The 12,402-nt window shown below is 67.0% G+C and carries 11 protein-coding genes; 8 read left to right on the forward strand and 3 right to left on the reverse strand.

Annotated elements, in window-relative coordinates:
* Window positions 1–207 precede the first annotated feature (207 nt).
* Window positions 208–2,448 carry a phosphoribosylamine--glycine ligase gene (purD, locus tag AC3CD9_RS00100; protein WP_488365736.1) on the reverse strand — a complete coding sequence of 747 codons (2,241 nt, stop codon included), beginning with the start codon at window positions 2,446–2,448 and terminating at the stop codon, window positions 208–210.
* A gap of 33 nt (window positions 2,449–2,481) precedes the next feature.
* On the opposite strand from purD, the gene AC3CD9_RS00105 reads away from it, so the two are divergent.
* From AC3CD9_RS00105 to AC3CD9_RS00120, 4 genes are read left to right on the forward strand one after another with little or no spacing between them, the layout of a single operon-like run.
* Window positions 2,482–3,639, forward strand: a complete 1,158-nt coding sequence (locus AC3CD9_RS00105) for an asparaginase (RefSeq protein ID WP_488365737.1) — start codon at window positions 2,482–2,484, stop codon at window positions 3,637–3,639.
* Complete coding sequence (locus tag AC3CD9_RS00110; protein WP_488365738.1) at window positions 3,639–4,040, forward strand: sterol carrier family protein; 402 nt, start codon at window positions 3,639–3,641, stop codon at window positions 4,038–4,040. Before AC3CD9_RS00105 ends, AC3CD9_RS00110 begins: the two co-directional genes overlap by 1 nt.
* Window positions 4,037–5,479: an aldehyde dehydrogenase family protein gene (locus AC3CD9_RS00115; RefSeq protein WP_488365739.1), complete on the forward strand. Its 1,443-nt coding sequence runs from the start codon at window positions 4,037–4,039 to the stop codon at window positions 5,477–5,479. Before AC3CD9_RS00110 ends, AC3CD9_RS00115 begins: the two co-directional genes overlap by 4 nt.
* Window positions 5,480–5,504: 25 nt before the next feature.
* Complete coding sequence (locus AC3CD9_RS00120; RefSeq protein WP_488365740.1) at window positions 5,505–6,398, forward strand: EamA family transporter; 894 nt, start codon at window positions 5,505–5,507, stop codon at window positions 6,396–6,398.
* Window positions 6,399–6,410: 12 nt separating this feature from the next.
* Here the strand turns inward: AC3CD9_RS00120 and AC3CD9_RS00125 are convergent, their stop codons facing one another.
* Window positions 6,411–7,388, reverse strand: coding sequence for a universal stress protein (locus AC3CD9_RS00125; RefSeq protein ID WP_488365741.1), 978 nt, complete (start codon window positions 7,386–7,388; stop codon window positions 6,411–6,413).
* A gap of 196 nt (window positions 7,389–7,584) precedes the next feature.
* Between AC3CD9_RS00125 and AC3CD9_RS00130 the strand changes: the two genes are divergently transcribed.
* From AC3CD9_RS00130 to purM, 3 genes are read left to right on the forward strand one after another with little or no spacing between them, the layout of a single operon-like run.
* A complete protein-coding gene (locus AC3CD9_RS00130) occupies window positions 7,585–8,100 on the forward strand; it encodes a hypothetical protein (RefSeq protein WP_488365742.1) in 516 nt (171 codons plus the stop codon).
* A 44-nt stretch (window positions 8,101–8,144) separates the two neighbouring features.
* The gene (gene purF, locus AC3CD9_RS00135; RefSeq protein ID WP_488365743.1) at window positions 8,145–9,626 is read left to right on the forward strand and encodes an amidophosphoribosyltransferase; all 1,482 of its coding nucleotides are present in this window, start codon (window positions 8,145–8,147) and stop codon (window positions 9,624–9,626) included.
* Window position 9,627: 1 nt separating this feature from the next.
* Window positions 9,628–10,725 (forward strand): phosphoribosylformylglycinamidine cyclo-ligase, encoded by a 1,098-nt coding sequence (gene purM / locus AC3CD9_RS00140; RefSeq protein ID WP_488365744.1) that lies wholly within the window; start codon window positions 9,628–9,630, stop codon window positions 10,723–10,725.
* A 405-nt stretch (window positions 10,726–11,130) separates the two neighbouring features.
* Here the strand turns inward: purM and AC3CD9_RS00145 are convergent, their stop codons facing one another.
* Window positions 11,131–11,340 (reverse strand): DUF3073 domain-containing protein, encoded by a 210-nt coding sequence (locus tag AC3CD9_RS00145; RefSeq protein WP_101546328.1) that lies wholly within the window; start codon window positions 11,338–11,340, stop codon window positions 11,131–11,133.
* A gap of 127 nt (window positions 11,341–11,467) precedes the next feature.
* Between AC3CD9_RS00145 and AC3CD9_RS00150 the strand changes: the two genes are divergently transcribed.
* Window positions 11,468–12,283: a DUF8083 family protein gene (locus AC3CD9_RS00150; RefSeq protein ID WP_488365745.1), complete on the forward strand. Its 816-nt coding sequence runs from the start codon at window positions 11,468–11,470 to the stop codon at window positions 12,281–12,283.
* Window positions 12,284–12,402 lie beyond the last annotated feature (119 nt).

Below are 12,402 nucleotides of genomic sequence, written 5' to 3' on the forward strand. Positions count from 1 at the left end.
AGCGGAACTTCCACCGTGATTCCACTGATTCCGTTGCAGAAATATGCGTCAAGCGAGGGAAACTGCAACACGGATTGCCAGTAGCGCTGATTCAGCGTCTCACACTGCGATATTCGCACTGGAAGAGTTGGCAGCAAAGGTGAAGCCGCGGGGCACCGACCTGTCGTCGATGCCCCGCGGCTTCTGTGGGGTTGAGAACTGAGCGCTTCAGCCGGGGAAGGTCTCTCCGGTGAGCTTCTCGAAAGCCTCGACATAGCGGGCACGGGTCTTCTCGACCACCTCGGCGGGCAGTGCCGGGGGAGGAGTGTCCGATGCCTTGTCCCAGCCGGACTCCTCGGTCAGCCAATCGCGGACGAACTGCTTGTCGAAGCTCGACTGAGCCTTGCCCGCCTCATAGCCCTCGGCGTCCCAGAAGCGGGAGGAGTCCGGGGTGAGCACTTCGTCGCCGAGGACGATCGTGCCGTCGGGCAGGGTGCCGAACTCGAACTTCGTGTCGGCCAGGATGATCCCGCGCTCCCGGGCGATCTGCTCGGCACGCTGGTAGATCTCCACGGTCAGGTCGCGCAGCTTCTCCGCGGTTTCGGTCCCGACGGTCTCGGCGACGGCCTCGAAGCTGACGTTCTCATCGTGCTCGCCGAGCTCGGCCTTCGTCGCCGGAGTGAAGATCGGAGGCTCGAGGCGATCGGCCTCGACGAGTCCGGCCGGCAGCTGGATGCCGCACACGGACCCGGTGGCACGGTAGTCCGACATTCCCGAACCGGTGAGGTAGCCGCGGGCCACGCACTCGACGGGGAACATGGAGAGGTTCTTCACGATGAGTCCGCGGCCGGCCACGGCCTCCGGCACGTCCGAGCTGATGACATGGTTGCCGATGACATCGGCAAGCTGATCGAACCACCACAGGCTCAGTCCGGTGAGCACCTTGCCCTTGTCCGGGATCTCCGAATCGAGCACCCAGTCATAGGCGGAGATGCGGTCCGAGGCGACCATGAGCAGCTGTTCGGCGCTCGAGGCATCGGCGGCGTCGGCGGGAATGTAGAGGTCGCGGACCTTCCCCGAATACACGTGCTTCCAGCCCGGCAGCACCGGGGCGACCGGTGCGGGGGCGGCGTATCCGGAGGCGAGCTCGATACGTCCGGCGGCGGCCGCCTCGGCGATATCGGTGCGGTGCTGCTCACCGTCCCATTTGATGTCGTCGACCGCGGCATAGGCCTTCGCCCGCGCATCGTCGAGGTCGTCGCCGAGGGAGACGACGGAGAGCACGCGGCCGCCGGAGGTGACGATGTCGCCGGTCTCGGCGATGTCCTTCGTGATCACGGCATCTTCGGGGGCGAATCCGCCGCTGGGACCGGTCGCGAGTTTCGTGCCAGCGTGGAGGACGCTGATGTCGGGCAGGGTTGCGACGGTGTCGAGCCCGCGGATGATGTCTCCGGTGCTCGGAGTGCCCGGGTAGTTCTCGGCGGCCATGACCACGGTCACCGATGAGCGCGGATCCCATTCGAGGGGTGCGGTCTCGTTCAGGCGGCCTTCGGCGGCGGCGAGCAGCGTCTGACCCAGAGGGCTGGACAGGCGGGCGAGCACCGACTGGGTCTCCGGATCGCCGAAGCGGACGTTGAACTCGATGACGCGCAGACCCTTCGACGTCAGCGCGAGGCCGCAGTAGAGAAGCCCGGTGAACGGGGTGCCGCGGCGGGCCATCTCATCGACGACGGGCTGGGCGACGGTGTCGATGATCTCGTCAACGGTGCCGGCAGGCAGCCATGGCAGCGGCGAATACGCGCCCATTCCGCCCGTGTTCGGGCCGGTGTCACCGTCGCCGATGCGTTTGAAGTCCTGCGCCGGCGCCAGGGGGACGGTGGTCGTGCCGTCGCAGAGGACGAACAGGGAGACCTCGGGGCCGTCGAGATAGTCCTCGATGACGACCCGGTCGGAGACCTCGAGGCAGGAGCTCGCATGCGTCAGCGCAGCATCGAGGTCATCGGTGACGACGACTCCCTTGCCGGCGGCCAGGCCGTCGGCCTTGACCACGTGCGGGGCGCCGAATTCGCGCAGCGCCGCAGCCGCCTCGTCGGTCGAATAGGCGACGACGGTGCGTGCGGTCGGCACGTCCGCGGACTCCATGACCTCCTTCGCGAACGCCTTCGAGCCTTCGAGGTGCGCGGCTTCCGCGCTGGGGCCGAAGACGGGGAAGGAGGCTTCGCGCAGAGCATCCGCAACTCCGGCGACCAGCGGGGCTTCGGGCCCGATGACGACGAGATCGACGTCGAGGGTCTCAGCCAGCGCGGTCACGGCGGCGGCATCCGAGGCATCGACCGCCTCGGTGTGGGCGATCTGCGCGATACCGGGATTGCCGGGAGCGGCGATGACGGCGTCGACCTGCGGGTCGCGCGAGAGAGCGAGGACAAGGGCGTGTTCACGGGCGCCCGAACCGATGACAAGAACCTTCACGCCACCAGCCTAAAGGGTCGTAGGCTTGAGTGCGTGACCTTCTCGACTTTCACCCCCGCACAGGCCGCCGAGCTCGCCGTCATCGAGCGCTCAGGCTTCATCGAATCCCGACACATCGGGTCCGCTGTCGTCCTCGACCCGGAGGGATCACCGCTGATCAGCCTGGGTGCCCCCGATGCTGCAGTGTTCACGCGCTCGAGTCTCAAACCGCTGCAGGCGATCGCCGCGATGAGCCTCGGAGCGCAGCTGACCGGACCCGCCGCGGCCCTGGCCGCCGCCTCGCACAAGTCGGAAGCCGGGCACGTCGAGGTCGTCGAATCGATGCTCGACGATGCTGGGCTGAGTGTCGATGACCTGCAGTGCCCGTCCGCCCATCCCGCCGACGGAGCATTCCGCCGCGAACTGCAGGAACGCGCACGGGCACAGGGGGACGAGAACACCGACCCGCGCTCGCCCCTGTATTTCAACTGCTCCGGCAAGCACGCTGCGTTCCTCGCCGCCGCCCGCGCCATCGGCGCCGACACCTCCACTTATCTGTCCCCGGACCACCCCGTCCAGCAGAAGGTCGCCGAGGTGGTCGCCGCCTTCGCCTCAGAGAAACCCTCCGCGGTCGGCATCGACGGCTGCGGAGCCCCCGTGTTCGCGCTCAGCCTCACCGGTCTGGCCCGCGCGGTCGGCCGCGTGGTGCGGATGGGCAGTGCCGAGACCGACGTCCGTGCGGCAGGGGACGCGGCAGGCGAGGAAGACCCCGCCCCGGCGACGGGGGAGTGGACGACATACGAGGCCGAGGCGCGGACCCTCATGGACGCAGTCTTCGCCGACCCGTGGGCCATCGAAGGCCACGGCCGACCGAACTCGACGGTCATCGAACGACTTAGGATCTTCGCCAAGGGCGGGGCTGAGGGTGTCATAGTCATGGCCACGAAGTCAGGATATTCGGTGGCGCTGAAATGCCTCGACGGGTCGGCACGGCCGACCAGTTGGGTGGCACTCAACCTATTGGAGAAGGCGGGCGCCTTCGAGGAGGCCTACCGGCGTTCGGCGATGTACGACGAGCAACTCGAGGACCTCTACGAGGCCATCGTGGATCCGATCACCGGCGGCACCGATTCCGAGGGGCGGACGAACGTTGTCGGCGATCTGTCACTCGGGGAAGATGTAGCGAAGATTCGACGGAGGGAGCTGGACTGATGGCGATTCGCAGAAGGATCGACCCCGATCAGGGACGCAGCGCACTCGAGCTGTGGCTGACGCAGGCGAGGCTCGACGCGGCCCCGGCCGACCGATCGACCACCGCCACCGCAGTGCGCTTCACCCTCGAAGAGCTCGCCTCCCGCGCCGAAGGCAACAGCGTCGAAGTCCGGGTCCCGCCGTTCGGCGTCACCCAGTGCATCGCCGGTCCCCGACACACCCGCGGCACCCCGCCGAACGTCGTCGAAACCTCCGCCGAAGTGTGGCTGGGTCTGGTCACCGGACGCACCGACTTCGCGACCGCGCTCGCCGCCGGGGACATCGACGCCTCGGGAACCCGAGCCGACCTCGGCGATTTCCTGCCCCTCTTCACCCCTGCAGAACTCGAGGCCCGAGCATGAGCGCACAGATCACGCAGACGACGTCGTTCATCGGCGGACGGCATGTGCCGTCACTGCTCACCTACGCCAATATCGACCCGGCCACCGGCGGCCAGCTCGGCGATATCGCCCGCGCCGGGGCCGATGAAGTCGACCGGGCAGTGAATGCTGCGGCGAAGGCACAGCGGGAATGGAAGCGCTCGAGCCCCGAGCAGCGCTCCCGCCTGCTCATCGCCACCGCGGCCGTCATCACCGCCAACCGCGACGATCTGGCCCGCATCGAATCCGAGGACACGGGCAAACCTCTCACCCAGGCCTATGCCGACGTCGATGTATGCGCCCGTTACTTCGAGTTCTACGGGCACACCATCGAGTCCTACTACGGTCACGCGATCCCGCTGGCCGAGGACATGCACGTCTACACGCGCCGAGAGCCCTTCGGCGTCACCGGGCACATCGTGGCCTGGAACTATCCGCTCCAGCTCATCGGCCGCGCCGCCGCCACCTCGCTGGCCACCGGCAACTGCGCCGTCGCCAAACCCGCGGACGAGACCCCGCGGTCGACCGTGCGGCTGGCCGAGCTCATCCACTCCGTCGGATTCCCGGCCGGAGCCTTCAACGTCGTCACCGGACTCGGCGCCGAGGCAGGAGCGGCACTGAGCGCCCACCCCGGAGTCGCACATCTGGGCTTCGTCGGATCGACGCAGACCGGTTCGGCCATCGCCCACGCCGCTGCCGATCGGGTCGTGCCCACGGTCCTCGAACTCGGTGGGAAGTCCGCGAACATCGTCTTCGCCGACGCCGATATCGATGCGGCGATCCCGTCGCTGGTGCGCTCGATCATCCAGAACGCCGGGCAGACCTGCTCGGCCGGGTCCCGGCTCATCGTCCACCGTGACATCCACGCCGAGGTCGTCGAGAAGATGGCCGCCGCCATGGCGCAGGTGACCATCGGCTACGGTCTCGACGACCCGATGCTCGGGCCCCTGATCTCGGCCAAGCAGCATGAGCGGGTGGACGGGTTCCTCTCCGAGGTCGATTCCGGGCAGATCGTCACCGGCGGAACACGGCCCGACGGGCTGGCCGACGACCTTGTCGCCGGGGCGTTCGTCACCCCGACCATCGTCGACTCCGTCGACCCGGCGTCCCGGATCGCCCAGGAGGAGGTCTTCGGTCCCGTCGTCGTGACCCTGCCGTTCGCCGACGACGATGAGGCCGTGGCGCTGGCCAACGGCACCGACTACGGTCTGGTCTCGGCCCTGTGGACGCAGAACATCTCCCGTGCCCACCGGCTGGCCGCCGAGGTCGACGCCGGTCAGATCTTCGTCAACACCTACGGTGCCGGCGGGGGAGTCGAACTGCCCTTCGGCGGATTCAAGAAGTCCGGCTACGGACGCGAGAAATCCATCGAAGCCCTCGACGAATACACGCAGACGAAGACCGTCGCCATCAAACTGTGACGGTGTCGAAGAGGGCGGTGCTGAGGTGACCTTCCCAGTCCTCGGGCTCGTCCTCATCGCCTCCGTCGCCCACGCCGTATGGAACCTCGCCGCGAAATCCGTCACCGGCAAGGGCTATGCCTTCGTGCTCGCCTACCACGGGCTCTCGGCGATCCTGCTCGCCCCACTGGCAATCGTCATCATCGCCACCGGAACGCAGCCGCTGAACTGGGGACTGGTCGGCGCGGCGGCGCTGAGCGCGATCTTCCACATCGCCTACTCGGTGGCCCTGCAGTCCGGCTACGACCACGCCCCGCTCGGCGTCGTCTACCCGACGGCGCGCGGCACCGGGCCCTTGGTCGCGATCATCATCGCCGTGGCCTTCCTCGGTGAGCGCCCCACCCTCGCTGAGGCGGCCGGAGCCTTCACCGTCATCGCCGGGATCGCTGTCGTCACGATCCGTCCCCGCGGCGGGGACGGCCCCACCAGCAGTGACGGACTGCGCCGCGGGCTCGCCTGGGGCGGGCTGATCGGGGCGTTCATCGCCTCATACACGCTGTGGGACGACTTCGCCGTCAACCATGTCAGCGACTCCCCGCTGCTCTACTTCGCCGTCTCCGAAGCCTGCGTCGGGTTGATCATGACCGCGGGAGTCTTCGCGCTTCCCGGCGGGCGGGAGAAGCGCGCCGATCTCAGAGAGATCCTGACGAGCCACAAGCGCGCGCTGGTGACCGTGGCGATCCTCTCACCCCTGGCGTATGTGCTCGTCCTCTATGCGATGCAGCAGGCACCGGTGGCGCTCGTGGCCCCCGTACGGGAGACCTCGATCATCGTCGGCACCCTGCTGGCCTGGTGGTTCTTCGGGGAGAGGAACGTGGTGCTCAAACTCGCCGGTGCCCTCATCGTGGTCTTGGGTATCGGGTTCATCGCCCTCGGGTGAGTGAGGCGCGATTCAGCGGCGGCGCCCGGGCTGTCGGCGGTTGACCCGCACCACCCGCACCGGGCACACGGCATGCGAGAGCACACCCTGCGACGTCGACCCGAGGACGGTGGCGACGAACCCGCCACGGCCACGGGAGCCGATGACCATGAGATCGGCGGTGTATGTGGCGGACACAAGCACCTCGGTAGCGGGGGCATCGAAGACCGAGTACCGCACCTCGAGTTCGGGGAAGTCGGCCTTCAGCGAGTCGGCCGCGGCGGCGAAGGCCTTGGCCGCTTCGTCATACATCCTGATCAGATGCTCCTCGCTGGGCATCCACTCGGGCGAGAGGATATGTGTGGCGGTGACCCCGACGAGGCGCAGCGGAGCACCGTAGATCGCGGCCTGAGCGGCGGCGGCACGCAGCACCGGGGTGTCGGTCTCGAAGGGATCGACGGCGGCGACGACCTCCCCGGTGAAGTCGGGGCGCGAACGTCCGGCCGCCTCGGCGGAGGGATCATCGGTCGTGCGGACGGGATCATCGACGGGCAGGGGAGTCGTCGGCATGACCCGGGTCGGCCACGTGCTCGGGACGATGACGGTGGGGCACTGCGAATGTGCGGGCATGGCCAGGGCCACGGACCCGAGGAGGCGGCCGGCGAACCCGCCGCGACCGCGTGCCCCGACGACGGCGAGGGCGGCGTTCTTCGAATGCTCGACCATCACTCCGGAGGCGTCACCGGGCGCGATCGTCGTCGACACGGGAACGGCGGCTGCAGTGACGGTGGCGGCGGCCGCCTCGGCGATGTCTTCGACGGTCTTCTTCACGGCGCTGTCGAAGTCGGCGGGGTAGACGATGTCGGCCTGGCTCATATTGACGCCGGGGACGGTGTAGGCGGAGACGATGCGGATCTCGGCGGAGGTCTTCTGTGCGTGCGTGATCGCCCACTGCAGGGCGCAGTCGGCGTTGTCGGAACCGTCGATGCCGACGATGATCGTATGGGACATATCGGAACCTCTGTCTTCTGTGGCCGTCAACCTGGTTGCGTCCAGTTTCCATCTGGTTGCGTCCAGTTTATGGGAACTGGCATGAGGCTGCCTGGGAGGAACCTCAGGCTGACTCGACTAGACTGTTCGGGACCTGTTGTTCCGGGGTGTCCCCGGTGATCCATCGGCCCCCATCGGCCACGTGTCCAAGGAGATCATGAAGGACCAGATCGACGTCTCCGTCCGTCGCAGCCCCAAGTACTCGGTGTTCATGGGCATCGGCGCGGTGCTCGGCATCGTGGTCGCGGGAATCCTCGCGGTCTTCGTCGACCCGGCCGATATGCCGATGGGCTACACGGTGGCCAAGGGCCTGGGCCTGATGCTGCTCGTCCTAGGGATCGGCGGGCTGTTCCTCGGCGGACTCGTCGCGCTCATCCTCGACTGGCGGGGGCGGAAGAAGTCGAAGGACTTCCGGGTCGGTGCGCAGATCGACATGGTCGACGACCCGAAGGAGATCGCGCGCCGTCGCATCGCCGAAGCCCGCGGGGAGGACCCGGATGCCGGCGCTGCCGAGGGCGGGACCGCCTCGGCGAGCCAGGACGCCGCACCCGAGGCGGATGATTCCGCACCTGCGGCAGAGGATGTTGCGCCCACTGCCGACGATGCGGACGAGACGGACAATGCGGACGAGGTGGGAACGGGTCGGGATACGGCCCCCGGTTCCACAGTCTGATCACCGGGTCAGCGCGCAGTTGCGGGTATGAGACAATTTCACTCGTGGCAAGAGGAGACGGGCAGCTGACGCACGAAATCGACCCCCTGGACCGCGGACCGCAGGACGAATGCGGTGTGTTCGGAGTCTGGGCCCCCGGCGAGGAAACCGCCAAACTCACCTACTTCGGGCTCTACGCCCTGCAGCACCGCGGACAGGAGTCCGCGGGAATCGCTGCCAGCAACGGCAAGCAGATCCTCATCTACCGTGACATGGGCCTGGTCTCCCAGGTCTTCCATGAGCGTGATCTCGAGCTTCTGCAGGGCCATATCGCCGTCGGGCACACGCGGTATTCGACGACCGGATCACCGTCGTTCGAGAACGCTCAACCCACCCTGGGGCCGACACCGTTCGGCACCGTGGCACTGGCGCACAACGGCAATCTGACGAACTTCGACGCCCTCGAGGCCATGGCCGATTCCCGCCGCGACCACGCGACGAAGGTCGTCGAGGAGGCCACGAAGAAGACGTCCCGCACCCGGCCCTTCCGTGATTCGTCGAACGACACCTCCCTGGTCACCGAGCTGTTCGCGACCGAAGACGGAGAGAACCTCACCGAGGCGGCCCTGACCCTGCTGCCCCATGTCGAGGGTGCATTCTCGCTGGTCTACATGGACGAGCACACCCTCTACGCAGCCCGGGACCGGCACGGGGTGAGGCCCCTGTCGCTGGGACGGCTGGAGAACGGCTGGGTCGTGGCCTCGGAGACTGCGGCTCTCGACATCGTCGGTGCGAAGTTCGTCCGCGACATCGAACCCGGAGAGCTCATCGCCATCGACGAGGACGGTCTGCGTTCGCACCGCTTCGCCGAACCGGACCAGGCCCGCTGCGTCTTCGAATACGTCTACCTCGCCCGTCCCGACAGCATGCTCGCCGGCAAGAACGTCCACGCCGCGCGCACCCAGATGGGCCGGCAGCTGGCCGAGGAATACCCGGTCGACGCCGACCTCGTCATCGCCACTCCCGAATCCGGAACGCCAGCGGCCGTCGGCTATGCCGAGGCCTCGGGCATCCCGTTCGGCCAGGGGCTGATGAAGAACGCCTATGTGGGACGCACGTTCATCCAGCCCTCGCAGACTCTGCGGCAGCTGGGTATCCGCCTCAAGCTCAACCCGATCCGGGAGAACATCGAAGGACGGCGTCTCGTCGTCGTCGACGATTCGATCGTGCGCGGAAACACCCAGCGGGCGCTGGTGCGCATGCTGCGGGAGGCCGGAGCGGCAGAGGTCCATGTGCGCATCTCCTCCCCGCCGGTGAAGTGGCCGTGCTTCTACGGAATCGACTTCGCCACCCGGGCCGAGCTCATCGCCAACGGACTGACGACGAATGAGATCTGCGAGAACCTCGGCGCGGATTCTCTGGGCTATATCTCTCTGGACGGCATGATCGCCGCCACCCAGCAGGAGCGCAGCCAGCTGTGCACCGCCTGCTTCTCGGGCGAATACCCGATTCCCGTCAACAACACCCCCGCCGACAAAGGATGCTGAGTTGAGTTCCGACGCGAACCCGAAGTCCACCACCTATGCCGCCGCAGGCGTCGACGTCGAGGCCGGAGACCGCGCCGTCGAACTCATGAAGGCCGCGGTCTCGGCCACCCACAACTCCTCGGTCGTCGGTGGGATGGGCGGATTCGCCGGACTCTTCGACGTCTCCGTGCTCAAGGACTTCGAGCGACCGCTGCTCGCCTCGTCGACCGACGGAGTGGGCACGAAGGTCGCCATCGCTCAGGCCATGGACAAGCACGACACCATCGGCTACGACCTCGTCGGCATGGTCGTCGACGACATCATCGTCTGCGGTGCCCGCCCTCTATTCATGACCGACTACATCGCCTGCGGCAAGGTCGTGGCCGAACGCATCGCCGATATCGTGCGCGGAATCGCCGATGCCTGCGCCTCGGCCGGTGTCGCACTGGTCGGCGGGGAGACCGCCGAACACCCGGGTCTGCTCGGGGCCGATGAGTACGATGTCGCCGGTGCCGCCACCGGAGTCGTCGAGGCCTCGAAGCTGCTCGGCCCGGAGAAGGTCAAGGCCGGGGACGTGCTCATCGGTCTGCCATCCTCGGGCATCCACTCCAACGGATATTCCCTGGTCCGCCACATCATCGCCGAGGCGGGATGGGGTCTGGACAAGCCGGTTTCGGAATTCGGGCGCACCCTCGGTGAGGAGCTGCTCGTTCCCACTCATGTCTACACCGGCGAACTCGCCGCTCTCTTCGACGCACTGCCCGACGCGGTGCATTCGGTCTCGCACGTCACCGGCGGGGGACTGTCGGCCAATGTGGCCAGGGTGCTTCCGCAGGGTCTGGTCGCGAAGATGTCGCGCGCCTCGTGGGAGATCCCGGCGGTGTTCTCCGTGCTCGGCGACCTCGGCGGAGTGCCGCAGGACGACCGCGAACGCACCTGGAACCTCGGCGTGGGCATGGTTCTCGTCGTCGACGCAGCGTCGGTCGACGGTGTGCTCAATGCGAGCCCCGGAGCCTGGGTGCTCGGCGAAGTCGCTACCGATGACGGTTCTCTGGCGACCGATCCCTACTATGTGCAGGGTGTCAAGGGCGTCGACGGCGGCGCCGCGATCCTGCAGTAATGGGTCGCGTGCCTCGCGCAGCCGACTGGCCTGGTCGCGGTGCATCCCTCACCCGTACTCTCACACCCTCGGCGCAGAGGCTTCGCACACCGTTAGTCTCACACCCTCGTGCTCCTGCACGGGGGTGTGCTGCTTGCGGTGCGTGATGGCCGCGGGAGTGGAGGAATTGCACTCAACGGTGCGTGATGCTCCTCGGTCCCAGCCGCCTCGGCGAGGGGATGGAGCTCGAGCTCACGGTCATTCGGCGCGGTTACGCATGGCGGGCGCCGCCTCGGCGGGGGACTGCCCACGAGCGGAGGGACCGGCGGGCCCACGACCGTCTGCGCGTACGACAGAGGGCGGGGACCGAAGTCCCCGCCCTCTGTGCGTGTCAGATCAGCCGTGTGCGGCTGGACTCATCCGAGTTCAGTTCTCGTACTCGTCGTCATCGTCGACATTGTACTTGTCGGCGTAAGCCGAGTAGTCGGGTTCATCGTCGTACGGATCGGACGGACCGGACTTGCTCGCGTCGGCGCCCAGCTCCTGCTGGAGTCTATTAAGGTCGGTATCCGGGCTGTAGTACTTCAGCTTCCGAGCTACCTTGATCTGCTTTGCCTTTGCGCGGCCGCGACCCACTGGCGTGACCCCCTCCGTCGTCAATGGGGCGAATGGCCCCGGACTAGATCTCTGCTATGCGCTTAAATCCTACCTGTTCATACTGGGAAGTTCCATTTTGTGAGTGGACCTTGGATAGGCTGAACCCATGGCCTACCGTCGCGATTATGTCGTCACCCTGCGGATCTTCGAACCTCTTGTGGTGCATTCCGAATTGCAAGACAGGCAGGTGGAGGACAACCGGTCACGCATCGAGGAGCAGATTTCCCACGACGCTGACAAGCGCTTGATCTCCCTGCCTCCTTCGCCCGTGGCTGATTCCTTCCGGCGCACTCCGATCTACCTTCCGGCGTCTCAGACCGCGGACGGGGTGGATCGTTTCTGCCCTGCTCAGGAGGACATCCGCGGGTGGGAGGCGCTCGAATCACTGACCGAGCACACCTCGAAGGCGACCTTGGACATCGTCGCTCCGAAGTCCGCTCGGCGACGTGCCGCCAGCCGTCGTGCGGAGTGGCTGCAGGATGCCAAGGACACGCGGATCTTCACCCGGGTCTCGGCCTGGGACGTGCCGCCGTCGTGGTGGCTGTTCTTCTCCCTGACCGAGGATCAGATCATCACCGAGGAGACCGACGAGGGGCTCCGTGTGCTCATCCGCACCGACATCCTGGCCGCCTCGGCGCGCATGGAATGGGCCTCGGAGACGATCGCGGACACCTCGAAGGTCGTCGATATGGTCGAGCAGACCTCGGTTCTGGCCGAGTGGATCGACACCTTCGACATGAACTCGGTCCTCGAACTCGACCTCGGCGGGATGTCCGATGTGCTGTGGCCGAGCGAAGCCGCCGAACTCGTCGACTCGTGGGTCACGGCACTGAGCAACAACGATTCCGAGTCCGCGGTCGCCGCCTTCCAGAAGTATGCGGCCGGCTGGGAGCAGCTCAACCTCTACGCCCGCAGCTCCTGACCCCAATTACTACCTGACGGGGGCTGAGCAACCTGGCGCCAGGTTGCTCAGCCCCCGTCAGGTAGCAATTAGGGCGGATAGGATTGTCTGCGAACGAGCCGCACCCGAGAGGACGAGTC

The sequence above is a fragment of the Brevibacterium sp. MGP-B1 genome (assembly GCF_057766545.1).

Coding starts and splice junctions, on each gene's coding strand:
- AC3CD9_RS00110 (WP_488365738.1), top strand. CDS start 3,639: ATGGCGATTCGCAGAAGGATCGACCCCGATCAGGGACGCAGCGCACTC.
- AC3CD9_RS00115 (WP_488365739.1), top strand. CDS start 4,037: ATGAGCGCACAGATCACGCAGACGACGTCGTTCATCGGCGGACGGCAT.
- AC3CD9_RS00125 (WP_488365741.1), bottom strand. CDS start 7,388: ATGTCCCATACGATCATCGTCGGCATCGACGGTTCCGACAACGCCGAC.
- AC3CD9_RS00130 (WP_488365742.1), top strand. CDS start 7,585: ATGAAGGACCAGATCGACGTCTCCGTCCGTCGCAGCCCCAAGTACTCG.
- AC3CD9_RS00150 (WP_488365745.1), top strand. CDS start 11,468: ATGGCCTACCGTCGCGATTATGTCGTCACCCTGCGGATCTTCGAACCT.